We start from the raw sequence: 25,531 nt of genomic DNA, 5'->3' as shown, positions 1-25,531 counted from the left end.
CTTATTTTTATGTTAAAATTTAATGAAAATAAATTATAATTTTTTACATTGAAACCCTTAATAAGGAAGTGCCGTATTTATAAGTGAGAGCAACAAAAAAGAAAGGAAAGATTAAAACATGGGCATGGAATTGAGGAATGATAATGAATTTAAAGAGATATACTCCCAGCTTTGGATGAAGGTGTATAAATATATTTACTATCTAGTTCAAAACAAAGAAGAAGCAGAGGAACTATCTCAGGACATTTTTCATAAAATTTACGTAAAATACAAACATAATAAAATAGAAAAGGATAAGGTTCAGCAGTATATATTTAGATCTGCCAAAAATGCAGTTATTGACAGATGGAGACAAAATGGAAGAAAAACTAAGATTATTACGATGGATGATGTGAGTTACTTTGAAATTGATAAGCATCAGGAAAATAGAATAACTGAAGGCATCACAGTAAAGCAAGCCATGGCTGAATTAGATGAAGAATCTAGAACTGTAATAGAACTTAGAATAATTCGTGGTTATAGTGTAAAAGAAGTATCAAAGATTATGGACAAACCCGAAGGCACTATTAAAAGCTTACAATTTAGAGCTCTGAAGAAACTGAAGGATAGATTAAAGAAAGGAGATTATGAGTATGTATAGTGCAAAAGGCTTACAGGAAGAAAGAGAAGACATATTATCAAGTTATATTGATGCATTAAATAATGATAAAAAACCAAATTATGAAGATATATTCAAGTTTGAAGAAGATGAAGAGCTTATTCAAATGCTTGAAACAGTATGTGTTGTTAAGAGATTGAAGGAAGATTATGAGGAAGAATTTAATATTATGAGGCCAGAAAAAATAAAGGCTCAAACAAGAAATAATAAGAAGAGCAAAAATAGAAGGGCTTTTTTCAGCAAACTTTTAGCTACTGCAGCTATGGCTGTTATATTACTTAGCGGAGGATTAGCATATCAAAATTCTACTAATTCAAAAGAAGCAAAGAATATAGCTTATGCTACTATAAAGCAATATAATAGTATACACAATTTTAAAGGAACTCTTGTAGAAAACTTATATAATAAAGATTCTAAAACAACTCAAAAGATACAAATTCAATATTTAGAACCAAATCAGTTCTATGCAATTCATGAAACGGAAAATGGAACTCTTAAAAAGCTATATAAAGGTGGAGATACTTTATATGAGTTTGACCAAAAAGGAAAGTTAACTATGCATACTGTAACAGAGGACACTTTAAAATTTGAATTATCGACCTATAGAGCAGACAAGAAGATAAAAGAAAGAGTAGAAAACGTAAAAAATGCGAAACTATTAGGAGAAGAAAAAGTAGCAGGAAGAAATGCACAAGTATATGAATTTTATTATGAAGATAAAGATATTAAGCATAAAATGTGGATTGATAAGGAACTTGGGATTTCATTAAAAGAAGATTTTCAAGATGGAAAAGGTGTAAGAATAATTTCTGAATTTGTAGATTTTAACAATGATATTAATGTTATGCTTCCAGATGTAACAGATGATCAAAAGAATAATTCTTTTGATGAAAGAATTACTGAAGAACAAAAGGCAAAGGAAGAGCAATTAAAAAATACAAAATCAGGCTTTAAAGCTGGACAGATATTAGACGTATCTTTCATGGGACTTGCAGATTCTAATAGTGGAGAGTTTAAAGTTGGAAAAGATTATTTTGTATTTGGAATAACTGAAAAGCTTAAAGATAAATTTGCAGGCATGAAATCTGGTAAGAATCTTAAAGTGCTAATAGACTTCGAGGCTTGGACAACGAATCCTGTAATAAAAGAAATAAAATAGGAGGAAGGTGAGTGGAAAACTACTCACCTTTCAATTTCAGAAAGTACCCTGTCGATTTCATGCTTTACCTGCTCCGTTGTTCTGCCATAAGCAAAGATGGTTGGAACAGAAGCAAAGCTCTTTCTTTTACCAGTGTAATTTTCATTTAGCATAGTAGAATTAATTGCTTGTGGGGGAACGACAGCATCCTGGGTATTTAAAATGCTGGCATTAAGTCCAGATGCATAAGTAATTTCATCTTTTAAATCTAGAATATTATAATCAAACTCCCCTACAACTACTGCATCAAAATTATTAAAGTAAGATGAATGAGTTTTTTCATTGGCTTTGAATTTTTCCACATCGTGACCTTTGCTTGTAATATATTTAGCATAATCATTCAAGCTATCTTCAACAGCTATTTTAGCCATTTTAATCACCTCTTGAGTTAGTATTTGTGTAGAAAAGATAATTATTCAAAAAATATTTTAAATATTTATGAATAGTCAAAAATAAATTGGAAACAATATAAACGTAAGAGAAATACTTGTTTATTGACAAGAGAGTATATAGTGTGATAACATGAAATTATCATGTTATCTGCTTATATAGGTATTTAAGCAGTACATAGAGTTTGTTTGTTCATTGGGTTCTTATGTTTTTTGAGTATTGATGTAAAACACTTTACTATAGATATAAGAGTTCTATGTCCATATATTAAGATTTTTAGGAGGAATTGTTTTTATGAAAACAGGAACAGTTAAATGGTTTAACGCAGAAAAAGGTTTTGGATTTATATCTGTAGAAGGCGAAGATGATGTATTCGCACATTTCTCAGCAATCCAAGGAGAAGGATTCAAGTCTTTAGAAGAAGGACAAAAAGTTGAATTCGAAGTTACTCAAGGAGCTAGAGGACCTCAAGCTGCTAATATAGTAAAACTATAATTAGCATTGAAATAGATCGTTAGCTTTAAGAAGAGTGGTATTCTTTAGGAATATCACTCTTTTTTTCTTAAATTTTCTGTTATTTTTTAGGTTATTTGTTGTAAAATAAGAATGAGGTGATAAAACATGAATAAGGAATTTTATATTAAAAATAGAAAAAATTTATCTGATAAATTAGAAGATAATTCTATATTGGTTTTGTTTGCCGGAAAAGCTCCATATAAATCAGCCGATGAAACTTATCAATTTACCCCTAATAGAAATTTTTACTATTTAACAGGTATTGATAGAGAAAATATTGTACTTGTAATTACTAAGAAAAATTCTGTAGTTAGTGAAATGATATTTGTTGAGGAATCGGATCCAGTAATGGCAAGATGGGTTGGAGAAAAGATAACTGAAATGGAGGCAAAGCAAGTATCAGGTGTAGTAGAAATCGACTATACCAAAAATTTTCTAGATTATTTCTCTAACTTGTTATCAAGATTTCAATATAAAAATATATATTTAGATTTAGAAAGACAGCAGTGGGATATACCTATGACAGAAGCACAAAGCTTTGCAAAGCTTGCAAGAGAAAGATATCCTTATATTGAGATAAAAAATATTTTTCACAATATAAGTGACCTAAGAACAATAAAGGATAAAGAAGAAATAGAATCTATAAGAAAAGCAGTTGATATAACAAAAAGCGGATTAGAGATCATGATGAAAAATTCAAAGCCTGGTATGATGGAGTATCAAATAGAAGCCTACTTTGACTATGTTCTGACTTCAGAGGGCGTAAAAGATAAGGCATTTAAAACTATTGCTGCAGCAGGAAAAAATGGAACAATACTTCACTATAGTGAGAACAATAGTAAATGTGAAGAAAATGATTTAATATTGTTTGACCTAGGTGCTCAGTATCAATATTACAATGCAGATATAACTAGAACTTTCCCTGTAAGCGGAAAATTTACAGAACGACAAAAACAAGTGTACAATGTAGTACTTAAGGCTAATGAAGAAGTGGCAAAGGCAGTTAAGCCAGGAATTCCTTTTACTAAGCTTAATGAAATTGCTAAAAAAGTTCTTAGTGAAGGGTGCAAGGAGCTTGGACTTATAAAAGAAGAAAGTGAGCTTATTAAATACTACTTCCACGGAGTGAGCCACTTTTTAGGCCTTGATACTCATGATGTAGGAGAACGTGAACAAGAGCTAAAGGCGGGTATGGTGTTTACAAACGAGCCAGGTTTATATATTCCCGAGGAAAGTATAGGTATAAGAATTGAAGATGATATATTAGTTACAGAAGATGGTTGCGAAGTTTTATCAAAAAATATAATAAAAACTGTTGAGGAAATTGAAAACTTTATGGCTAGAAAATCGTAGTATTTAGTGATGGGGGTGCTTTATGAACAAGGAGGAATTGATAAAAATATCATCAGATTATGCTAATAATTCAGATGACAACATAATAACAGAAGAAATTGCAATTTCTAAAGCAGTTGTTGGAATGAAGATATTTGAAGCTCCGATTTTTGGATTTGCAGCTGCAGAGGATGAATATTTTAGAAGGTTGAAAGAGCCATCTGCAATAGGAGAGCATTTTTTACTTCCAAATGAATGGATTCCAGAGTCCAAAACAGTAATTTCCTTCTTTTTACCATTTACTGAAGCTGTAAAGAAGGGAAATAGAAAAGATATGTACTGGCCTTCTGAAGAGTGGCTTCATGGACGTATTGAAGGACAAGCATTTTTAAATAAGTTCTTAAAGCACTTGAAATCAATATTGATAGACTGTGGATATAATAGCATGGCACCTTGTTAGATTTAGAACCTGATAGAAGAGACTACGAAAATATATATGAATATTGCTCTATGTGCGGAAAATGTGTAAAAAACTGTCCTGCTAATGCTATATCTTTAATATACGGTAAAAGTCACGATGCCTGTTCTGACTTTTTAGATAAAACAGCTGAAAAATATAAACCAAGGTATGGTTGTGGTAAATGTCAAATTAATGTACCTTGTGAAAGCAATATACCAATGCCTTGTAATTCAAAATAAACAATATTTATAAATTTGGAAGAGGGGTATTAGATGAAAAGAAAAGTAACTTTTGTAATGTTCTGCATATGCCTATGTTTATTGTTTTTTACTGGATGTTCAAACTCACTTAAGAATGAGAATGCTAATTTAAGTAAAGAAATAGACTCCTTAAAAGCAAAGAATCAAGATTTAGAGAAAAAAGTTAGTGAGCTAACTGAAAAGGTAAAAAAATATGAAGAAAAAAATATTACTGAAGATATATATCCAATTTATACAGCTAATATAGATACCTATAAAAGAGAAATACACTCTTATGTCAATATTAATAAAGATGAAATTATGATGAATAAAATAACCGCACTTTCTAAAGCTTTATCAGAAAATTTCTTTAATAACCTTCCAATAGAAGTATTAAATATTGAACAGAAGAATGGTAAAAGTATAGCTGTTATAAATTTAAATGAATCTAAAGAAAATCAAGGAGTAAATGACTATTCTAAATTAAAAGGATATACTTGGGCAACTAAGTACTTTCAAGGTTCAACTGGTGGGACAATCACTTCAAAGACTCTAATAGAGACAATTCTAGAAAGAGAATATACTGGAGAATGGATAGATGGAGTGAAGTTTTTATATAACAATAAAGACATTGATTTTGAACACGTTCCTGATTTAGCAAATATTAATTATAGATAATGATTTTAAAGGAGACAAAGCAATGGGAAAAATAGGATTATTCGAAAATGGAGAATATACAATAACCACGGATTTAGAAAAAGTGGATTTTGATGCTATATGTGAAATGCTCTCAAAATCTTATTGGGCAAATAATAGAAGTAGAGAAACAATAATTAAATCTTTTAAGAATTCTTTATGTTTGTCCTTATTTCATAAGGACAAACAAATAGGAATTGCAAGGGTAATAACAGATAGAGCAACTTTTGCTTATTTATGTGACGTATACATTGATGAAAATTATAGAGGAAGCGGATTAGGTAAGTGGCTTATAGGATGTGTGTTTAAGCATGAAGATTTGCAGAATTTGAGAAGATGGTCTCTTGCTACACGAGATGCACATGAATTTTATAAGAATTTTGGGTTTACAAGCTTAAGCACTCCTGAAAGGTTTATGGAGATGTTTAATGGATAATTTTTAAGAAGATATAATATTATAAAAAAGTTTTCAGAAAATTTAAAAAGTATATTTGCGTAATTTGTCTAATGGTGTTATAATAAATACAAGAAGAACTTATAAGTTTTTAAGTTCTTCTCGCAAATCCTAATTCAAAAGTTAAACAATTAGATGAAGAAAGTAAGTTGTAAGTGTAAAATTTAAGTGTAAGATGTAAAAGATCGGTAAGGACTATAGAAAAATACAAAGTGTAGATTGTTTCGAGTGTTAAAGATTTTGATTTGGCAAGAGATTTAAAAAGGTTGTTTAGATTTAATTGGAACAAGTGCAGTAGGAAGGAAGATTAACTATTCAAGAATTAGAAAACAGTTTTAAAAATGAATTAGGATTTGTATAGTAGTCACTTTATAGTATGTATAAGGTGGCTACTATTATTTTTGAAAATATATTTGTTATGGTATTATGTAAAAATATAACTTATAATCTAGTTATAGGAGATATGAGGAGTGTTGGTCCAAAGATGCTTATAAAGCATCCAATACTTACTATAGATCACTTAATTCAGGCTGTTAAAAAGGACTAAGTTTAAAACATTATTATTTTGAGGAGAATTTAAATGAAGCTCTTGAAAAGATTTGGGATTTTATTAGCATTGTTAATAATTATATTACTAAGCATAGGATGTATATATCAAAACAGTAAGTCAAAAAAAGACGTAAAAAATTATCACCCTGTAGGAAGCATTTATGAGATAAAGAATAAAAAAATGCATATATATACTGGCGGCAATGGTGATGCAACAGTTGTATTTGCTGCAGGATGGGGTACAGTTAATCCATACATAGACTTTTATCCACTTTATGATGGAGTATCAAAATTTGCTAAGTTTGCAGTTTATGATAGATTTGGATATGGATATAGTGATTTTACAGATGAAAAAAGGGATGTTGACAGCGTAGTTGATGAAGTCCATGAACTTCTGATTAAATCAGAACAAAGGCCTCCATATATTTTAGTTGGACATTCTCTTGCTTCTGTTGAGACCATAAGATTTGCACAAAAATATAAGGACGAGGTTAAGGGTATAGTACTTATTGACGGAGGTAATCCAGAGATGTATGCTTCTCAAAAGCCTGCAACTTTTATTGCCAGCTTCCAAAGACAGCTAATTAAGTTTGGAATAGCTAGAATTTTATATAATACAGAAGGTTTTGCTGATTCCGTGAATTCTGAAAGAAATAACTTAAAGCTCATACCTGAGGAACTAAAAGAAGTGGACAAAATTTCAACTCTTCTTAGAGGTAGCAATAGAAACATCATAGATGAAATGAGAATGAGTCAAGAAAATGCAAAAAAGGTTTGTGAAGGAGACAAACTTGGCAGCATTCCCCTTACTATAATTACTGCAGGAAGCTTTGAAAAACAAAATTCAGACTGGCTTGAAAGTCAGAAAAAGCTAAAAGAATGGTCTGAAAATAGTAAGCAATTTGTTGTAGAGAATGCACAGCATTATATTCATCAATATAAACCAGATATAATAATTAAAGAGATAGAGGAAATTGCGAAAAAGATGAAGTGATATCCTTTTATTAGATTAATAAAGCACACCAGTTTTATCTGGAGTGCTAATATTTATTTTATTAGTTTCTAATCATATAATTTATATTACTAATCGGCACTTGTATATCCTACTATATAATGGATATGGCCATGATCATAGCTTACTTTTGTTCTAAAGTTATGATAATGAAGCCCGTTTGGAAGAAGTATTGCAGGGCCAGTTTCAGTTTCGTATTTGTGATCATGTTCATGATTATAAGTTGTTTCACCTTCCATAGAATGTCTATGAGGCACTCCGCTTGGTGCTTTTTCAGTGATGTGACCATAATGATGAATATGACCTTGTTCATATGTTGTATAACCTGCGAAACTATGAGAATGTTGATCCAATTTAATTCCTCCAAAATATTTTTACACTTTAATAATTATTAATCCCAATCATAATCATCATCATGATTGTCATCATCATAATCATAATCATAATATGGATACATGTATGGTGGGTAGAAAGGTCTTATAAAAAAAGGTCTTATAATGAATGGTCTAATAGGGAAGAAATGACGTCTGCGTCTACGTCTGCGTCTGCGCCTTCTTTGCCTATATCCAGGGTCTGGGTCTGATGCTTGAAATTCGTCTAAACCTTCAGTTTCACTTCTCATTGCTTGATTGGAGAAGGATGAAGCAGTGTAATAAGGGCATGTGTACATAGGACAATTAGGACAATTCAAACTACTAGGTTGATAATAGCTTTGGAAAACTCCTTCATTTTTTTCAAGATCATTGTTTAATGTGGTCATATGATACCTCCATGAAATTTACTACAATACTATATATATGAAAGTATAGAAAATTTGTGAACAGTAAGACACAATTATAATATTTATTATGCTATAATTTAAGCGAGAGGGATTATAAATGAGATATCCAGAGAAACTCAAAAAATGTAAATTTACTGAAAGGATATAAAGAAATGATTAAAGGAGTGCAGTAATAAAGGCATAGCATATATAATAAATTATAATGTAATTGAAGATGAACATATCAATAAGAATGAGGATTAATCACAACACTCATATCTTTAGCTGCATTAAAATACTCCTCTTGATTAGATGGGTTTAGTCTATTATATATAACTCCTGCCATGCTATTGTGACAGGTTTTATAGTAGCAATATATTTCATTAGCAAGTATAGAGGTGGGGTATTCCCTTCCCTGGAGCTTAAAGCTTGCGGCATAAGGCTCAAAAAGCTTTATATACTCTGGTGGGATATATACAAGTTTGTCCTTGTTAAGATACTTGGTGCAAATTACTTTTAATGCTTCCTCATAAGTGCTATACCAATGGTCTTTTGCAACTTTACAGCTGTAGCTGCAATAAGAGTTTACAAGAAAGGTATAATTGTATTTTTTAGGAAGATCATTTAATCTGCTTAAAGCTCTATTAAAAGGAAAATGAAGTACAATTTTATCGTACATGGAGTAGTCATTTACAGCAAGTTCAGCGGCACTCAGTGTCTTAGTTATTGAAGCTACTACTTGGTAATTTGAATTTTTATTTTTTATCTTTAAAGCGAGGTCATTATTATTAACTATAAAATTTTTTATCCCTAGCTTAAAGTAATAATCTAATTTTTCCTTAGAAAGCATAGTAGGTTCTTGAAGTAATACAGCCAAATTATAGCTTCTTTTATATATTTCCTCTATATATTTTGTATATTCACTTCTTGTTTCAGGTACTTTATAAGTCCAGCCATTCTTTTTTACATTCTCAACGTGATTTCTAGCATTTGAACTATCTTCACGAAAAGGTGATAGAAATAAGAACTCTATCCAACCTTTGTCAACGTTTTCATCAAGAAAATTTAAAAGTTCTATATCAAAATTAAATGGTATCTCATACTTTTTCATTTCCCTCATCTCTTTCTGATACTAATAATGCAACAGCAGGTATGTCTGCAGGTGCCCATTTTAATGAAAATAAATTTTCTTTGTTTAACCAAATTAATTTAGAATGCTCATTACTAATTGGTTCTCCATTAATAATTTTGCATTTAGCAGTTATCAAGTTTATTATAAAATTTTCATACTCGTGAGAATGTTTATTAAATATATTAATAAATTCTATATCACAGTTAAGCTCCTCTTTAATTTCGCGAACTATAGCATCGTTAATCTTTTCATTTCCCTTAACCTTCCCACCAGGAAACTCCCACAGATTCGGCAAAGTCATTCTTAAAGATCGGAGAGCGCAAAGAATCTCATTAGATTCATTTTCAATAATAGCACCGACAACCTTTATAACTTCTTTCATTTACAACACCTCTTAAATATTAGTTTATCAAATATTTTTTATTAGTAAAAGATGTTATATTATTAGAATAAAGAAGAAAATAATAAGAAATAAATAAAAAATGAAGGTGCCAATGAAAGGTTTCTAATTAATGGGCGTGGCACGGTCGAAAGGAGATTACAATGGGGCATGTACTTGAACCTGTAAGTGAAGAGTTGTTTAAAGCAAAGGTAAAAATAAGATTTAGTAATATAAATGAAGGTTTTGATAAATTTCAAAATTTTATTTTAAAAAGTAAAGGTGAAGAGAGTAAAAATACGGATGAGCAAAAGTTTATAGAATTCATAGAAAAAGTGTTCCATTTAAACGGCTATGAGAATTCCTATGTGGATTTTTATTTAAGTAAATTAGATGAAGAAGCAAAGAATAATCTATTTACATTACTTGAAGAAGAGGATAGGTCTATTCTAAAAACACACATAAATGAAATAAAAGATGAAACCATATTTTTTAGGTTACAGAAAGAAGCCGTTCATTTTATAACTAGGTTATGCACCAGGGAAATATTGTTTTCTACATTTTATTTTACAAAGTTCCCATGTACTATATGGGGAAATTATAATATGAGATTTCCGATGTTTTTTGATGATGAAGATAACGTAGATAAATATAAGGAAGTATCGGAAAGCTGTGGGCTGAGCTTAGAATAAGTAATAATTTTATATTTAAACGTAGAAAATGGTTTTGTTGGTATAGGACCTGCTCCTGAAGCAGGGAAGGAACATAAGGATCTTGTCAATGCTGGTGGTGGACATGTAAGTAACTATTCACCCTGGAGCATACTGCAAAAGGAAGCCCTAAAATACTAAAAGAATGCAATCTTCCGTTAACAGCAGCAGGACAAGTTAATTTAATAATAACTGAAATGGGAGTAATGGAAGTAACTAAAGAAGGCCTAATGCTAAGAGAAATTGGTGAAGGCTATACAATAGAAGACGTAAAGGCTGCCACTGAAGCAGAACTAATTGTAAATATATAAAATATAAGGTGCCTAAATATAAGGTGCCTGGCACGGTCGAAAAGAGAAAACTACTTTCAACATAAGATACTTTTGTCTATGCTTAAATATAATTACATATACTATTCAGGGATAAGGCAATTATTGTATAATATCTATATCGTAATCATATGGGATTCATAAGCAAAAAATAAACTCTGAATAAGTATGGAGGTAAATAATTGTACAAGTATATAGAGTTAATTGATGTTAAAAAGTATTATGAAATGGGAGAAGTAGAAATTAAGGCATTAGACGGGGTATCTTTATCAGTAGATAAGGGAGAATTCGTAGTGATTGCAGGTCCTAGTGGTGCTGGTAAAAGTACAGTATTAAACATATTAGGCGGAATGGATACATCAAGTGACGGAAAAGTAATAGTAGATGGGAATGAAATAAGCAAGTATAATTCAAAGCAGTTAACAACCTATAGAAGATTTGATATAGGGTTTGTTTTTCAATTTTATAACTTAGTGCAAAATTTAACGGCTGTTGAAAATGTGGAACTAGCTACTCAAATATGTAAAAACCCATTAAATCCAAGATTAGTTTTGGAGCAGGTTGGACTAAAAGAAAGAATGGACAACTTTCCTGCACAGCTTTCTGGTGGTGAGCAGCAAAGAGTGGCAATAGCAAGAGCACTTGCAAAAAATCCTAAGCTATTATTATGTGATGAACCAACAGGTGCTTTAGATTACAATACTGGTAAAGCAATCTTAAAACTGCTTCAAGATACCTGCAGAAATATGGGGATGACAGTAATAGTAATAACTCATAATCTAGCCATTGCTCCCATGGCAGATAAAATTATTAAAGTAAAAAATGGCAGAGTAGAAAGCATTGAAATTAATGAAAATCCAATTCCTGTGGAAAGGATTGAATGGTAATTATGAAAAATGCTTTACTTAAGGATGCCTTTAGGGAGATAAGGCGTACTCTTAGTAAATTTCTATCAATTTTTGCTATAGTTGCACTGGGAGTAGCTTTCTTTGCTGGTATAAAGGCTACATGTCCAGATATGAAAGTTACTGCAGACAAATATTTTGATGACTATAGGCTTATGGATATAAAGCTTGTTTCAACCATGGGCTTTAATGAAGATGATATAAATACTATAAAAAAGGTTCCCGGAATAGAGGGAGTGTTACCTGCTTATTCAATAGATACAATTGTAAATGTAGATAAAGAAGACTTAGTAATTAAGGTGTTGTCTCTTCCAGTTGATAAGCTTAATAATCCAGATGAGTCTTATATAAATAGAGTTAAGCTAGTTGAAGGAAGATACCCTAAAAAGCCAGGAGAATGTTTAGCGGAAAAAGGTAAAATGCTAAATCCGGGTATGACTATAGGCTCTAAATTAAAGCTTAATTCTGGAGGAAGTAAAGATATAAGTGAGAGTTTAAAGAGTACGGAATATACTATTGTTGGTTTTATAGAAACCCCTTACTACATCTCTTTCGAGAGAGGGACAAGCAGTATTGGAAATGGTAAGGTGGACAGTTTCATTATGGTCTCTAAGGAAGACTTCAAAATGCCAGTTTACACTGAGATTTTTTTGACAGTTAATGGAGCTAGAGACCTGTTTACCTATGGAGATGATTATAATGAAGTTGTTAAACCTGTTAAAAAGGCTCTAGAAGATAAAGGAAAAGTAAGAGCTGATATTAGATATGAAGAAATAATTTCAGAGGCAAATAAAAAGCTGCAAGATAGGAGAAACGAAATTAAAGAAGCTGAAGATAGACAGAAGAGTGAGATTAAAAAAGCAGAAGAAAAGCTTCAGGATGCAAGAATAAAGATTACCAATGGAGAAAAAGAACTTCAGGATAAGGAAAGAGAAACAAACAAAAGCTTAAGCGATGGAGAAGCTAAAATAGCAGATGGATACAAAAAGCTCCAAGATGCATATGCACAATACAACATTCAGCTTGAAAATTTCAATGCTGCAAAAGCACAAGCCGAAAAGGAATTTTTAAGTGCTGAAGAAAAAATAAATGCTGCTGAAAAACAGCTAAGTGAGCAGGAATCTCAGTTAAATGGAATGAAACAGATTCTAGCAACCAACCAAAATCTTTCTGAAGCAGAGAGGGCAGAGTTAGAAGCTAAGGTAAAAGCTTACGACGAACAGTTGACTGCAGCAAAGCAGCAGCTTGAGGCATCAAAAACACAATTGGCTTCAAAGAAAAATGAGTTAGCTGAAGGAGAGGTAAAACTAATTAGTGGTAAACAAACTCTTGATAATAACAAAAAACAACTGCAGGAGCAAGAAGAAAAGCTGCAAGCTAATAAAATAAAGGCAGAAAGTGAGTTCACAAAAGCTCATAATAAACTTGAAGCTTCTAAGGCAGAGTTACAGCAGAGAATAAAAGACTATGAAAAAGGTAAAAAGGAATCAGATGAAAAAATAGCTGAAGGCTATCAAAAACTTTCAGATGCTGAGGAGGAAATAAAAAAATTAGAAAAGCCTCTTTGGTATGTGCTTGATAGAAACATGCAAATTGAATTTGTGGATTACGGCAAGGCAGCTGAGAGAGTAGATGCCATTGCGCAAGTTTTCCCAGTGTTCTTTTTCCTTATTGCAGCATTAGTTTGTTTGACAACTATGACCAGAATGGTAGATGAGCAGAGAATTTATATAGGTACATTAAAGGCATTAGGGTATAGCAAGTTTTCAATAGCTACTAAATACATGTTTTATGCCATGTTTGCAAGTGCAAGCGGAAGCCTTTTTGGATTATTAGTAGGATTTAAAGTATTTCCGACGGTAATTTATAATGCCTATAGAATTATGTATACAATGCCTCCTGTGATTACAGAATTTAATATACATTATGCTCTATTGTCAACTGCTTGTGCAGTACTTTCAACTACAATAGCTACATGGTTCGCCTGTTATAAGGAGCTAATGGAAACACCTGCAGCTTTAATGAGACCAAAGGCACCTAGAGCAGGTAAAAGAATTTTACTTGAGAGGATTAAGTTTATATGGACACGCTTAAACTTTACCCATAAGGTTACTGCAAGAAACTTATTTAGATATAAAAAGCGTTTCATAATGACTATTCTTGGAATTGGAGGATGTACAGCACTGCTATTATCGGGGTTTGGGCTTAAAGACTCCATTGTATCTATTGTTTCTAAACAATATTATGAATTATACAACTATCAGATGATAATGAGTTTAGAAAAAGAGATTTATATTGAGAATTCTAAAAACATTGCAAATGAAATATCAAAAGATAGCAGAATAGGAAATTATATATTTATAAAAGAGCAGAGCATAGACATTGGTAAAGGAGATAAAGAAAAAACAGCTTTTTTATATGTTCCGGAAGATACAAAAAAAGTAGATGATTTTATAACCTTTAGAAATAGAGTGAGTAAAGAAAAGCTATCTTTAATCGATGAAGGAGTTATTTTAACCGAGAAAATTGCAAAAATGCTTCAGGCAAAAGTAGGAGATGAAATTTACATTAAAGATGGAGAGGCGAAAAAGTTAAAGGTTAAAGTAACTGGAATAACTGAAAATTATCTTTCACACTATGTATATATGTCTCCTAGCCTTTACGAGAAAGTATATAGTAAAAAGATAAAATTTCAGCAGATACTTGCTAAAACAAGTGATACCAGTGATGCTTTTCAAGATAAGCTTTCTATTGATATATTAAAGGGGGGAGACATCTCCTCAGTAAGTTTTACATCTGGTATAAGCAGTGATTTTCAGGAAATGATAGGAAGCCTTAATTATGTTATTCTAGTTTTAATTGCTTCAGCAGGAGCATTAGCTTTTGTTGTATTATATAATCTGACTAATGTAAATATTACAGAAAGATTGCGAGAAATAGCAACAATAAAGGTTTTAGGATTTTACGATAGGGAAGTTTCAGCCTATGTATATAGAGAAAATATCATTCTCACAATAATAGGCATGGCCATAGGGCTCGTACTAGGGATTTTCTTCCACAAGTTTATTATAGTTACTGCAGAAATTGACTATATAATGTTTGGAAGGGAAATTAAAGCCTTAAGCTTCATATATGCAGCAATACTTACAATGGTATTTACCGGCATCGTAAATTTTGTAATGTACTTCACCCTAAGAAAAATTGGAATGGTAGAATCTTTAAAATCAGTAGATTAAAAAATTTAATTTAAAAGGTGCCTTAATTTAAAAGGTGCCTGGCACCGGAGAAAGGAGAATAGTTTTTGGCTGTTCTTTTTTCATAAGCAAATTTAATAAATTTATGGTTAAATAAAAATATCTTTGGTAAAATAATTCTAATTATAAAATTATAAAAAAGAAAGGTGGTTTACAATGGATAAATTTACTTTGTATAAAGAAGATTCTATTTTGCTTATAATTGATATGCAAGAAAGATTATTTCCAGCAATGAAATATGGAAAAGAAATAATAGAAAAGACAAATATCTTAGCAGCTGCAGCAAAGGCAATGAATATGCCAGTAATAGTTACAGAACATTATCCAAAGGGATTAGGAAAAACAGTTACTGAAATTGCTAATTCTTTAGAAAATGCACAAATATTTGAAAAAAATTCTTTTTCAGCATGTACAGATGAAATAGTTGCTGCTATTAAAGAAAAAGGAAGAAAAAAAATAATGGTTGTGGGTACAGAAACTCATGTTTGTGTTTTCCAGACAGTAAGAGGTTTAATTGGATTAGGATATGAAGTTTTCCTTGTTTCTGATGCAGTAGCTTCAAGATCAAAGGGAAATTATAGAAATGGTTTAGATTTAATGAAGAGTATAGGAGCAGTAATAACTAATACAGAAACAGTATTATTTGATCTAATGAAAGGATCGGGTTCACCAGAATTTAAAGCTTTGTCAAAGCTTATTAAATAACATAAATAAAAAAAGTAAGGTACCTGGCACCGGAGAAAGGAGAATAGCAAAAACGCTAATCTCCTTTTATATTTATAGATAATTATGATTTTAGAGATAACAATTTCTTTGTTATACTTCAAAGGTTTTTAAAAAGTGTCTTGCAGCAGAGGAAATAAATCGATCTTTTAGCCATATTATAGCAGTGCCCACATTTAAGGAGGATTCTTGTATTTCTTTAAATTCTAGATGGACGTTTCCTATGAGACTTATACAATTTTTAGGAACTATAGCTAGACCAAGTCCAGTGCTAGCCCATAGTAATATAGTTCTGACATCATTGCTTTTACAAAGTATTCTAGGATAAAAACCTTCCTTATGACATAACTGTACTATCATATCCTCGTATCTGCGCTGTACAATCAAGGGCTTCTCGGTTAAATCAGATAAACATATAAATTTTTGATTTTCTTCCCAGGGAATTTTTATACCAGCAACTACCATTGGCTCATCTGGAAGATATATAGATTCAAAGCTTTCAATATTAAAAGGGGTTCTGATAATCCCAATGTCTATACCTCCATTATTTAGTAGTTCTATTATCTTTGGAGTATCTTCATCTAATATTTCGAAGGTTATTCCAGGATATTTTTCATAGAAGCTGCGAATTCTATCAGGTAATAGGGTTGCTCCTGCAGAAGATACGCTGCCAATGGAGAGAGTACCCTGAAGACCTTCATTAATATCTTTTAATTCCTTTTCTGTTGATTCTATTAATTTCAATATTTGTTTAGCCCTGTGCTCAAGAGTTTTACCTACATCTGTTAATTGAATTTTTCGAGTATTTCTGTCCACTAGTTTCATACCCAATTCATTTTCAAGAAGTTTTAGCTGCTGACTTAGCGGTGGCTGAGCCATATGCAATTTTTCTGCTGCCCTAGATATGTTACCTTCTTCAGCAATTGTAAGAAAATATGTAAGCTGCCTAATATCCATTAAAATTACACCTCTAACATAATATTGGTGATATATTTTTATAGCTGTATTTATATGATTTTTATATAAATGATACACTTTTTAAATATTATTAATATATATAATTCTTTGCTATAATAATACAGGAAAAATTGAATAGAGTCAAAGTAAGAGTAGCAATTCTTTGATTATAAGGAGGTCTGTGTTATGGTAGAAATTATTGATAGGGGAGTATATATTTATAAAGGTAAGACAATTTTAGGCTATGAAAATAAAATTTCACTAGAGGATACAGAGAGACAATTGAAAAATGCTGGAGAAGATATAAGCAATTTAAGCAGTTTTCTTAACCAAGATATAGCAAGAAAGAATACCATAGCTTTTGATATTTTAATGAAGCATAATAAATCTGATGAGGATAAAAAATTAAATATAAAATTTGATGCATTGGCATCTCACGATATCACTTATGTGGGAATTACACAGACTGCAAAGGCAAGCGGATTAAAAGAGTTTCCTATTCCATATATTTTAACTAATTGCCATAATAGCCTTTGTACTGTTGGTGGAACAATAAACGAAGATGATCATATTTTTGGATTATCAGCAGCAAAAAAATATGGCGGAATATATGTACCAGCTCACCAGGCGGTAATACATCAGTATATGAGAGAAATGATGGCTTCTTGCGGAAGTATGATTTTAGGCTCAGATAGCCACACTCGTTATGGTTCTCTTGGAACCATGGGAATTGGAGAAGGTGGGCCGGAACTTGTAAAACAGCTTCTTGGAAAGACCTATGACATTAGCTATCCTGAAGTTATAGCAGTGTATCTAGAAGGAAAGCCAAAGTTAGGGGTAGGTCCTCAAGATGTGGCACTTTCTATAATTGGAACAGTATTCAAAAGAGGTTTTGTTAAAAATAAGATTCTTGAATTTGTTGGGCCAGGGATTTATAATTTATCAATTGATTTTAGAAACGGCATTGATGTTATGACAACAGAGACAACTTGTTTAAGCTCAATTTGGTGTACAGATGAAAAGGTTAAAGAATACTATACTATCCACGGACGACCAGAAACTTATACAAAGCTTGAACCTGGCGAAGTTGCTTACTATGATGGATTAGTTAGAGTAGATTTAAGTGAAGTTGAGCCTATGATAGCTCTTCCATTTCATCCAAGCAATGTATTCAGTATTGCAGAATTCAATAAAAATGCTGAAGAAATATTGAAGTCAGTAGAGGCAGAAGGGCAAAAGCAAATGGACAATCCAGATATTCAATTCAAGCTTACAGATAAGATTATAAATGGAAGAATTAAGGTAGATCAAGGTATTGTTGCCGGCTGCTCTGGAGGAAGCTACGAAAATATATTTAAGATATCAGAAATCATAAGTTCACAATCTATGGGTAATGACTATTTTAATTTTAGTGTATATCCTGCAAGCCAACCAATATATATAGAACTAATTAAAAATGGTTCCATAGAAAAGCTTATTGAGGCAGGTGTAACAGTTAAAACTGCCTTTTGCGGGCCTTGCTTTGGGGCGGGGGATGTACCAGGGAACAACGGACTAAGTATAAGACATACCACAAGAAACTTTCCAAATAGAGAAGGCTCTAAACCAAGCACAGGACAAATTGCATCAGTTGCCCTAATGGACTCACTTTCAATTGCAGCTACAGCTATAAATGGTGGAGTATTGACACCAGCTACTGAAATTAATATATCTGATATTGAAATGGAGTATAATTTTAATGACACAGTATATAAAAATAGAGTTTATTACGGTTTTAAAAAGCCAATAGTTGAAAGTGACTTGAAATATGGTCCTAATATTGCAGATTGGACAGAGATGCAGCCGCTTGCTGATAATATTTTGTTAAAAGTAGCTTCTGTAATAAATGACCCAGTTACTACAACAGACGAGCTTATACCTTCTGGAGAAACTTCTTCTTATCGATCAAATCCTCTAAAGCTTGCAGAATTTACTCTTTCAAGAAAGGATCCTAATTACGTTGGAAGGGCAAAGGACGTACAAGAGTTAGAAAGGCTGAGACAGGTTTTTATTAGCAATAAAAATAATAAAGATATAGATAATATTAAAGAACTTGAAAGGGTATTTCTACAAGCTATTGGAGAAAAGAATATTAAGGATATATCTTTGGAAGATTTAATAAAAAGCACCCAAATTGGAAGTGTTATTTATGCTGTAAAACCTGGAGATGGTTCAGCAAGGGAGCAAGCAGCTTCTTGTCAGAAAGTGTTAGGTGGATTTGCTAATATTGCTGAGGATTACGCTACTAAAAGATACAGAAGTAACTTGATTAATTGGGGCATGATCCCATTCACAATTAATACAATAGAAAATTCAGGCTTTAGTGGGTTTGAAGTTGGAGATTACATTTTTATAGAGAATATAAGAAAGGCTATAAAAGATGGCAAAGAAAATATTACAGCTAGAGTAATTAACAATAAAGGCAATATAGATATCATCCTTCATGTAAATGATCTAACAAAGGACGAGAAAGACATAATTTTAGCAGGAAGCTTAATAAACTACAATAAATTATTGTAAATAAACATAATTATAATATTTTTATAATTATATTATAAGGTGCCTGGCACCGGAGAAAGGAGAATAGACAAAACTATTCTCTTTTTATTGAGCAATTTTATGATAGGCGACAAACTTACCTAAGGCTGAAGGGGACACATTTATAAAAGAACTGATCTCTACTAATGAATACTTGTGAACTAGAGCAGATTTAATAAAATTTATTTTATAGCTGGTTAGAGACCGACTTTTACTACCTTTTCTAATAGAAGTTTTTAAATCATCAGGAAAGTTTAATGATTCAAAAATATCATTTAAACTAGTAAGTGCAGACTTTGGTGAAGGATTATAACTAAATAAATTTGAAGCTTCTATTATAGAAAAATCTTTTTTTATTGTTTCCATATCAGTTGTCATGTCATCTTCATAGTGAGAATTATTGATAAAGTTGATGTATTGCATAATAGCCTTATTTTTGTTTGAAGAGATAATATTCAAAATGAAGTTGATATCTACAAAGCTAGCAAGGCCTGTTTTATAATAAAAGTGGCTGCACCATCTATAATCATTTAAGTCATCGCAAATTTTTGCCCTCAAAGGGTTTCTATGTATATATCTAAGAAGCCATAAAAGATAAGCTTTATTATCTACAAGTTTACTATTGTACCTTCCCTCGAAATTGTGACCAGATCTAGATAATTCTCTAGATAGAAATTTTCCCATAACGTTATTAATACTGAACATTATTTTATAGATAGGATCGTTATTTGTTTTTATCAACAAGTGATAGTGATTGTTCATGACTACATATCCAAGTATCTGATAATCAAATTTTTGTTTATAATCTTTAAGTTGTTTTATAAAAAACGCCTTGTGGTTATCATTATTAAAAATGAAATCCTTGTTATTTCCTCTCTGATAAATATGATAAATTGCACCCTCAAAAATAATTCGTGGTATTCTAGGCATATGAATTCTCCTTAATGAATTTAGTTTTTTAAAATTATAGCCTTAAATTATATAATTAAACCTAATCGAGGAATAAAAACTCTTTTCTCCGGTGGCAGGCACCTTTATTTGTTTGGCACCTTTATTTGTTTAAATAAATAAAAAACTGTTGACTCTGACGTTGCGTCATGGATTATTATAAAGGTGCAGGGGAAATTAAATTTAATAACATTGCTCAAAGGAGGAGATTTAATGTATTACAAGGTGAAGGAAGTTGCTGATTTGGTGGGGGTAAGCGTACGTACACTGCATCACTATGATCAGATAGGACTTTTAAAACCAGAGTCTGAAAGTCCGGCCGGATACAGACTTTATTCTGATACAGACCTTGAAAAATTGCAGCAGATTTTGTTCTTTAAAGAGCTAGATTTTAACCTGCAAGAAATAAAGGATATTATGAGAAGACCAGGTTTTGACAGAAGGCATGCTTTAAGGGCACATAGAGAATTATTAATTGAAAAAAGAGAAAGACTTGAGAGGATAATTCAGTCTGTAGAGAAAACAATAGATTCAATTGAAGGAGGAAAAGAAATGAGTAATAAAGAAATGTTTGATGGATTTGATATGAGCGAGATAGAAAAGCATAAGCAAAAATATGCTGAGGAAACAAAGGAAAGATACGGAAATAGTGATGCATATAAAGAAAGCATAAAAAAGACATCTAAGTACAAAAAAGAGGACTGGGCTAGAATTACCGCAAGGGGAGATGAAATTTATAAAAGGATTGCAGCAAATATGGAAAAAGGGCCAAAAGACTCAGAAGTTCAGAAGGCAGTAGCTGATTTTAGGCAATATATTACAGATAGTTTTTACAACTGTACACCTGAAATATTTAGAGGGCTTGGAGATTTATATGTTAATGATGAACGCTTTACAGCGAATATTGACAAGTATAAAGAAGGCCTTGCAGCATTCTTAAGAGAAGCAATGATTTACTACTGCGATAATCTAAAATAGCAATGCTAAAAGAATCCACCAGCACACTAGGTGGATTCTTTATTATACTATAAAATCAACATTAGGAATAGATTTTTCTAGATTAGCATCTTTAATTTTAATTTTTTCTGGTACATAAAACTTAAATTTCTTTCCAGTAACAGACTCAAAGAAGGTTTCAAGTAATATTATCTTTTGCTTATCTTCTTCGCTAATGGATACTTCTATCCCCTCATTTTTTTCTATAGGCTTACTAGAAATTTCTGACATGAATTTATCTTTAGCAGTCAGTTCTAAAAAATCAGCTTTTAGCAAAGATGCATTTGAGCCATTTTCTTTAGATGTACTTTTATCTGTCCAAGCATTTAAGGATTCTTGTTTTGAATAGATTTCTATCTTTTGGGAAGCTCCTGATAAATTAACTAATGAACTTTGAATTTTCAATAATATCACCTCCTAGAAATTAGAGTTTTGCCAGCCATTTAATATGTTAATAGCTTTATCGTAATTGTACTTATATTTATTGAGGGAGGTTTTAAAATATATTGATTATTTTATATTTGTTGTAAAATAAACATAATTATAGTAATATTTACTTGATATAAAACTTGGAATTGGAGTGAGCGTAAGCGTATGAATAGTAATCAAGAACCTATAATAACCATAAGAGATTTAAAAATGAATTTTGGCAAAAAAGAAGTGTTAAAAGGTATAAACTTAGAAGTACATGAAGGTCAAATTATAGGTTATATTGGGCCTAATGGAGCAGGAAAGAGCACAACTGTAAAAATAATCTTAGGACTAATAGAGGGCTATACAGGGGAAATAAAAATTTTAGGACAAGATATAAGCAACAATAATATAGAATATAAGAAAAAAATTGGATATGTTCCAGAAATAGCTGAAATATATGATACCCTTACCGCAAGAGAATATCTGACCTTTATAGGTGAGTTATACGGGTTAGAAAAGGTAAAGGCGGATAATAAAGCACAAAGACTCATGAAAATCTTTGGAATAGAAGAATTTTACGATTCGAGAATATCTTCATATTCAAAAGGTATGAAACAAAAGGTGCTCATAATATCAAGCCTTTTGCATAATCCAGATATCTTATTTTGGGATGAGCCTTTAAGTGGACTTGATGCTAATAGTGTAATGGTAGTAAAGGAGATTTTATCTGAACTAGCTGCAAATGGAAAAACTATACTCTATTCTTCCCACATTATGGATGTAGTTGAAAAAATAAGTAATAGAATTATATTGATTAAGGATGGACAGATAGTAGCTAATGGAAGCTTCCAAGAGCTAAAAGATAATTGCATGGAAGGTTCCTTGGAGGAAATATTTAATCAGCTTACTGGCTTTAATGAGCATAAATCAATTGCTGAAGAATTTGTATCAATAGTTCAAGAGGTGGGATAAATGAAGGAATTTAAAACTTTGATAGTTCTAGATAAGTTCAAAGGATTTTTTGAAGCAGTAGGAGTGGACTACTCTATAATGAGAAAAATACTGCAAGTAAAACTTACTATGGATAGTAGAAGGGTTCCAACTGCTTTAGGAAACTCTCGAAAAAAAGCAGATGATCAAGATGAAGAAGACTCTAATAGTTTTATAAAATCTTTATGGTTATATATGATTTTAGGTGCAATTATGATTCCTATAGTAATGCTTGGAGAAAATTATATATTTCAAATGAGTCTTATTTTTGGCATATTGATATTTATGCTCATGTCTACTTTGATTTCTGATTTTTCATCTGTACTTTTAGATATTAGAGATAAGAACATAATATTCACTAAGCCAGTTGATAGCAAAACCTTAAATGTAGCAAAAGCAATTCATGTATTTATTTATATGTTATTTTTAACAGTTGCATTAGCAGGACTAGCTTTAATAACTTCAATAATTAAACATGGTATCTTATTTTTCATAATTTTTTTATTAGAAATAATTCTTATGAATTTATTTATAGTAGTGATTACTGCCTTGATATATATTTTAATATTAAAATTTTTTGATGGAGAAAAACTAAAGGATATTATTAACTATGTTCAGATAGGGCTTTCTATAGTTATAGCCGTAGAGTATCAATTAGTTGGAAGACTATTTAACATTGTTCATATAAATGTGACATTTGTTCCAAAATGGTGGCAATATTTTATAGTCCCAATATGGTTTGGAGCACCTTTTGAAGTAATTTTGAAAAAGAATTATAACACTAACTTTATAATATTTTCTGCTTTAGCTGTTATCATACCAATAATTTCAATAGCTCTCTATATAAAGTTCATTCCTGTCTTTGAAAGAAATCTTCAAAAACTTAATAATAATACTTCTAGAGGAAAAAAGGATAGCAAAAGGTTAATTAATGCAATATCAAAAATAGTATGCTTAACCAAGGAAGAAAGAAGCTTTTTTACTTTCGCAACAAATATTGTTAAAAACGAAAGAGAATTTAAGCTTAAGGTATATCCATCATTAGGTTTTTCTATAATATTTCCTTTTATCTTTATTTTTAATGATTTAAGAAGCAAAGGCTGGTCAAAAATAGCAGCTAGTAAAATGTATTTAACAATTTACTTATGTGCAATATTAATTCCAACGCTAATTACTATGATGAAGTTTTCAGGCAAGTATAAGGCAGCTTGGATTTATAAAGTATTACCCATTAAAGAGACAGCATCAATTTTTAAAGGAACTCTAAAAGCTTTTATAATTAAGCTTTTGATACCTATATTTATTGTTGAAAGCATAATATTTATGGGTATATTTGGATTAAGAATATTTGATGATTTGATATTAGTGTTATTAAACATGCTTTTATATGTAGTACTTTGCTTTAAATTTACTAAAAAAGCCTTGCCATTTTCTCAAAGCTATGAGGTAGCTCAACAAGGAGAAGAGGTTTTAAGCACCTTGGGATTGATGATGCTATTAGGGGCGCTATGGTTGATACACTATGTATGTGCTTTAAATAGCTACGGTGTTTATATGTGTATTTTAGTCATGATATCCATAGACGCAATTGCCTGGAGAAAGGCTTTTGTAATATAGTCCTTCGAAAAACTCTTTTCTCTGGTGCCAGGCACCTTAGAAAAACACCTTAGAAAAATGCGAACCAAATACTATTAAACCTATTGACTTATTGTATATTAATAATTATAATTGGGAATATAATTTAAATATTGTGAATGCAATGACGAGAAGAGTAGGTTATTTAAACTTTCAGAGAGAAATCCTCCTAGCTGTAAGGGATTTTAAGTAGGAAATAACTGAAGTGCATCTCAGAGCACTGAATTGAAGCTTAGTAGACTTCAGCGGGTATGCCCGTTATAAAATTGAGGTATGATTGTACCAAAAATTTAAGAGTTATCATATAATTTTTATATGATAAACAGAGTGGAACCGTGGAAGTTAAACTTCTGCCTCTGTAACAGGGGTAGAAGTTTTTGTATTTTTTAGACTAATGATTCTGAAAAATATAAATATAAGTATAATATATTAATATATATACATTATCTATAAAAAATAATAGCCAATTGCAAAATTATTAATTTAAAAAACTAAGCAGCAGTCTAAGAAATAAATATTAAATTTTAAAAAAGTAGTTATGGTTAAGCAATTAGAGATTTTATTGAAAGTATTCTATGTTTTTTATTAATTTTATAGCTGATAATCAAAGCAATTAATTGTGTTATGCCAGCTAATATTAGCTCAGCTTTTAAGGCAGTTGTCTTATTTATCTTTAAGGTCGATAGACCTAGCGGATTTTTCACAATGTTATTAGTTCTTTCTGTAATAGTCCTAATTTTATCATCAGTAAAGCCGCTAGGCTGCGGTAAATCAGATGAATTGCGTGGATTAATAGAAATTATAGGTATCATGCTACACTCTTTAATTAGATATTTATAATTGTCATCACAATCAAAAGCGGCATCGCCAAGAAAAAAGTTGTACTTTAAATCACTATGCTCAGCAAAAAAACGCTTTATTATAGGTATTAAGGTTTTTGAATCATATATTAAACTAGCAGAGTGCTCTTAGTTCACTAGATAAGTTTAGTATATTAGTAAACATTTGAATTTCAGAAATACCAAGTATTTTCTGAACTATCAATGCGGTAAGCATTGAGGATAGAGAATATTCTCGAGGTCTACCAGTTGGAGAATAGTAGGCGTTATAAAAACTTTGAGGTATTAATAACTTTAAATTTATATGCTCCTCAAAGAGCTTAATGAATTTAGGTTTGTTTTCTGCAAAACAATCTACGACTTCTTCATAAATATCACAAAAATGAATTTGATTTTTTAAATTGATCATAAGGAATCCCTTTCTTATATGTAGTTTGAATTTATATTTGGTGGTACTTATATAATATTCGACATTCGGT

General features: G+C 31.0%; 26 protein-coding genes, 1 pseudogene and 1 other annotated feature. Of the genes and pseudogenes, 17 read left to right on the top strand and 10 right to left on the bottom strand.

Annotated elements, in window-relative coordinates; all coding sequences use genetic code 11:
• Positions 1–118 precede the first annotated feature (118 nt).
• Together CLHOM_RS17130 and CLHOM_RS17125 are read left to right on the top strand one after the other, a co-directional pair.
• Positions 119–640 carry an RNA polymerase sigma factor gene (locus CLHOM_RS17130; RefSeq protein ID WP_052222899.1) on the top strand — a complete coding sequence of 174 codons (522 nt, stop codon included), beginning with the start codon at positions 119–121 and terminating at the stop codon, positions 638–640.
• Positions 633–1,817 (top strand): LolA family protein, encoded by a 1,185-nt coding sequence (locus CLHOM_RS17125; protein WP_052222898.1) that lies wholly within the window; start codon positions 633–635, stop codon positions 1,815–1,817. Before CLHOM_RS17130 ends, CLHOM_RS17125 begins: the two co-directional genes overlap by 8 nt.
• A gap of 23 nt (positions 1,818–1,840) precedes the next feature.
• Here CLHOM_RS17125 and CLHOM_RS17120 read toward each other — a convergent pair whose 3' ends face one another.
• The gene (locus CLHOM_RS17120) at positions 1,841–2,227 is read right to left on the bottom strand and encodes a YkuS family protein (protein ID WP_052222897.1); all 387 of its coding nucleotides are present in this window, start codon (positions 2,225–2,227) and stop codon (positions 1,841–1,843) included.
• 313 nt (positions 2,228–2,540) lie between these two features.
• Between CLHOM_RS17120 and CLHOM_RS17115 the strand changes: the two genes are divergently transcribed.
• The 7 genes and pseudogenes from CLHOM_RS17115 to CLHOM_RS17090 all read left to right on the top strand — a co-directional run bounded on the left by CLHOM_RS17115 (position 2,541) and on the right by CLHOM_RS17090 (position 7,486).
• On the top strand, positions 2,541–2,741 hold the full coding sequence (locus CLHOM_RS17115; protein WP_052222896.1) for a cold-shock protein: 201 nt from the start codon (positions 2,541–2,543) through the stop codon (positions 2,739–2,741).
• A gap of 126 nt (positions 2,742–2,867) precedes the next feature.
• Complete coding sequence (locus CLHOM_RS17110; RefSeq protein ID WP_052222895.1) at positions 2,868–4,115, top strand: aminopeptidase P family protein; 1,248 nt, start codon at positions 2,868–2,870, stop codon at positions 4,113–4,115.
• A 22-nt stretch (positions 4,116–4,137) separates the two neighbouring features.
• Positions 4,138–4,793 (top strand): annotated as a pseudogene (locus tag CLHOM_RS17105) (4Fe-4S binding protein).
• 33 nt (positions 4,794–4,826) lie between these two features.
• Positions 4,827–5,471, top strand: coding sequence for a coiled-coil domain-containing protein (locus CLHOM_RS17100; protein WP_052222894.1), 645 nt, complete (start codon positions 4,827–4,829; stop codon positions 5,469–5,471).
• A 22-nt stretch (positions 5,472–5,493) separates the two neighbouring features.
• The gene (locus CLHOM_RS17095; protein WP_052222893.1) at positions 5,494–5,925 is read left to right on the top strand and encodes a GNAT family N-acetyltransferase; all 432 of its coding nucleotides are present in this window, start codon (positions 5,494–5,496) and stop codon (positions 5,923–5,925) included.
• A 394-nt stretch (positions 5,926–6,319) separates the two neighbouring features.
• On the top strand, positions 6,320–6,490 hold the full coding sequence (locus tag CLHOM_RS18235; RefSeq protein WP_139205590.1) for a nitrous oxide-stimulated promoter family protein: 171 nt from the start codon (positions 6,320–6,322) through the stop codon (positions 6,488–6,490).
• 33 nt (positions 6,491–6,523) lie between these two features.
• A complete protein-coding gene (locus CLHOM_RS17090; RefSeq protein WP_052222892.1) occupies positions 6,524–7,486 on the top strand; it encodes an alpha/beta hydrolase in 963 nt (320 codons plus the stop codon).
• 89 nt (positions 7,487–7,575) lie between these two features.
• Here CLHOM_RS17090 and CLHOM_RS17085 read toward each other — a convergent pair whose 3' ends face one another.
• The 4 genes from CLHOM_RS17085 to CLHOM_RS17070 all read right to left on the bottom strand — a co-directional run bounded on the left by CLHOM_RS17085 (position 7,576) and on the right by CLHOM_RS17070 (position 9,778).
• Positions 7,576–7,857, bottom strand: coding sequence for a YmaF family protein (locus CLHOM_RS17085; RefSeq protein WP_052222891.1), 282 nt, complete (start codon positions 7,855–7,857; stop codon positions 7,576–7,578).
• Between the two features lie 38 nt (positions 7,858–7,895).
• On the bottom strand, positions 7,896–8,264 hold the full coding sequence (locus CLHOM_RS17080) for a hypothetical protein (protein WP_052222890.1): 369 nt from the start codon (positions 8,262–8,264) through the stop codon (positions 7,896–7,898).
• A 244-nt stretch (positions 8,265–8,508) separates the two neighbouring features.
• The gene (locus CLHOM_RS17075) at positions 8,509–9,375 is read right to left on the bottom strand and encodes a hypothetical protein (protein ID WP_052222889.1); all 867 of its coding nucleotides are present in this window, start codon (positions 9,373–9,375) and stop codon (positions 8,509–8,511) included.
• Positions 9,362–9,778 carry a (deoxy)nucleoside triphosphate pyrophosphohydrolase gene (locus CLHOM_RS17070; RefSeq protein ID WP_052222888.1) on the bottom strand — a complete coding sequence of 139 codons (417 nt, stop codon included), beginning with the start codon at positions 9,776–9,778 and terminating at the stop codon, positions 9,362–9,364. The genes CLHOM_RS17075 and CLHOM_RS17070 overlap by 14 nt, the downstream gene beginning before the upstream one ends.
• A gap of 161 nt (positions 9,779–9,939) precedes the next feature.
• On the opposite strand from CLHOM_RS17070, the gene CLHOM_RS18595 reads away from it, so the two are divergent.
• The 4 genes from CLHOM_RS18595 to CLHOM_RS17050 all read left to right on the top strand — a co-directional run bounded on the left by CLHOM_RS18595 (position 9,940) and on the right by CLHOM_RS17050 (position 15,678).
• Positions 9,940–10,467 (top strand): hypothetical protein, encoded by a 528-nt coding sequence (locus tag CLHOM_RS18595; protein WP_052222887.1) that lies wholly within the window; start codon positions 9,940–9,942, stop codon positions 10,465–10,467.
• A gap of 529 nt (positions 10,468–10,996) precedes the next feature.
• Positions 10,997–11,701: an ABC transporter ATP-binding protein gene (locus CLHOM_RS17060; protein ID WP_139205591.1), complete on the top strand. Its 705-nt coding sequence runs from the start codon at positions 10,997–10,999 to the stop codon at positions 11,699–11,701.
• Positions 11,702–11,703: 2 nt separating this feature from the next.
• Entirely contained in the window at positions 11,704–14,955 is a 3,252-nt protein-coding gene (locus CLHOM_RS17055; RefSeq protein WP_161803234.1) for an ABC transporter permease, read from the top strand.
• A 174-nt stretch (positions 14,956–15,129) separates the two neighbouring features.
• A complete protein-coding gene (locus CLHOM_RS17050; RefSeq protein ID WP_052222885.1) occupies positions 15,130–15,678 on the top strand; it encodes a hydrolase in 549 nt (182 codons plus the stop codon).
• Positions 15,679–15,789: 111 nt separating this feature from the next.
• Here the strand turns inward: CLHOM_RS17050 and CLHOM_RS17045 are convergent, their stop codons facing one another.
• Positions 15,790–16,653 carry a LysR family transcriptional regulator gene (locus tag CLHOM_RS17045; protein WP_052222884.1) on the bottom strand — a complete coding sequence of 288 codons (864 nt, stop codon included), beginning with the start codon at positions 16,651–16,653 and terminating at the stop codon, positions 15,790–15,792.
• 186 nt (positions 16,654–16,839) lie between these two features.
• Between CLHOM_RS17045 and CLHOM_RS17040 the strand changes: the two genes are divergently transcribed.
• Positions 16,840–19,212: a hydratase gene (locus CLHOM_RS17040; protein WP_052222883.1), complete on the top strand. Its 2,373-nt coding sequence runs from the start codon at positions 16,840–16,842 to the stop codon at positions 19,210–19,212.
• An 84-nt stretch (positions 19,213–19,296) separates the two neighbouring features.
• On the opposite strand, the gene CLHOM_RS17035 is transcribed toward CLHOM_RS17040, so the two are convergent.
• Entirely contained in the window at positions 19,297–20,160 is an 864-nt protein-coding gene (locus CLHOM_RS17035) for a transposase (RefSeq protein ID WP_052222882.1), read from the bottom strand.
• A gap of 231 nt (positions 20,161–20,391) precedes the next feature.
• Between CLHOM_RS17035 and CLHOM_RS17030 the strand changes: the two genes are divergently transcribed.
• Positions 20,392–21,156: a MerR family transcriptional regulator gene (locus tag CLHOM_RS17030; RefSeq protein ID WP_052222881.1), complete on the top strand. Its 765-nt coding sequence runs from the start codon at positions 20,392–20,394 to the stop codon at positions 21,154–21,156.
• 42 nt (positions 21,157–21,198) lie between these two features.
• Here CLHOM_RS17030 and CLHOM_RS17025 read toward each other — a convergent pair whose 3' ends face one another.
• The gene (locus tag CLHOM_RS17025; RefSeq protein ID WP_052222880.1) at positions 21,199–21,579 is read right to left on the bottom strand and encodes a hypothetical protein; all 381 of its coding nucleotides are present in this window, start codon (positions 21,577–21,579) and stop codon (positions 21,199–21,201) included.
• A 189-nt stretch (positions 21,580–21,768) separates the two neighbouring features.
• On the opposite strand from CLHOM_RS17025, the gene CLHOM_RS17020 reads away from it, so the two are divergent.
• Together CLHOM_RS17020 and CLHOM_RS17015 are read left to right on the top strand one after the other, a co-directional pair.
• Positions 21,769–22,560, top strand: a complete 792-nt coding sequence (locus CLHOM_RS17020; RefSeq protein WP_052222879.1) for an ABC transporter ATP-binding protein — start codon at positions 21,769–21,771, stop codon at positions 22,558–22,560.
• Positions 22,561–24,195 (top strand): hypothetical protein, encoded by a 1,635-nt coding sequence (locus CLHOM_RS17015; protein WP_052222878.1) that lies wholly within the window; start codon positions 22,561–22,563, stop codon positions 24,193–24,195.
• A gap of 133 nt (positions 24,196–24,328) precedes the next feature.
• Positions 24,329–24,574 (top strand) — a binding site (T-box leader).
• 181 nt (positions 24,575–24,755) lie between these two features.
• Here the strand turns inward: CLHOM_RS17015 and CLHOM_RS18760 are convergent.
• Entirely contained in the window at positions 24,756–25,025 is a 270-nt protein-coding gene (locus tag CLHOM_RS18760) for a hypothetical protein (RefSeq protein ID WP_052222877.1), read from the bottom strand.
• 142 nt (positions 25,026–25,167) lie between these two features.
• The gene (locus tag CLHOM_RS18755; protein ID WP_052222876.1) at positions 25,168–25,461 is read right to left on the bottom strand and encodes a transposase; all 294 of its coding nucleotides are present in this window, start codon (positions 25,459–25,461) and stop codon (positions 25,168–25,170) included.
• Positions 25,462–25,531 lie beyond the last annotated feature (70 nt).

Origin of the sequence: Clostridium homopropionicum DSM 5847, from assembly GCF_001263795.1 — a bacterium.
In the GTDB taxonomy this organism is placed as follows: domain Bacteria; phylum Bacillota; class Clostridia; order Clostridiales; family Clostridiaceae; genus Clostridium_H; species Clostridium_H homopropionicum.
This window is presented reverse-complemented; position numbering and strand designations above follow the sequence as displayed.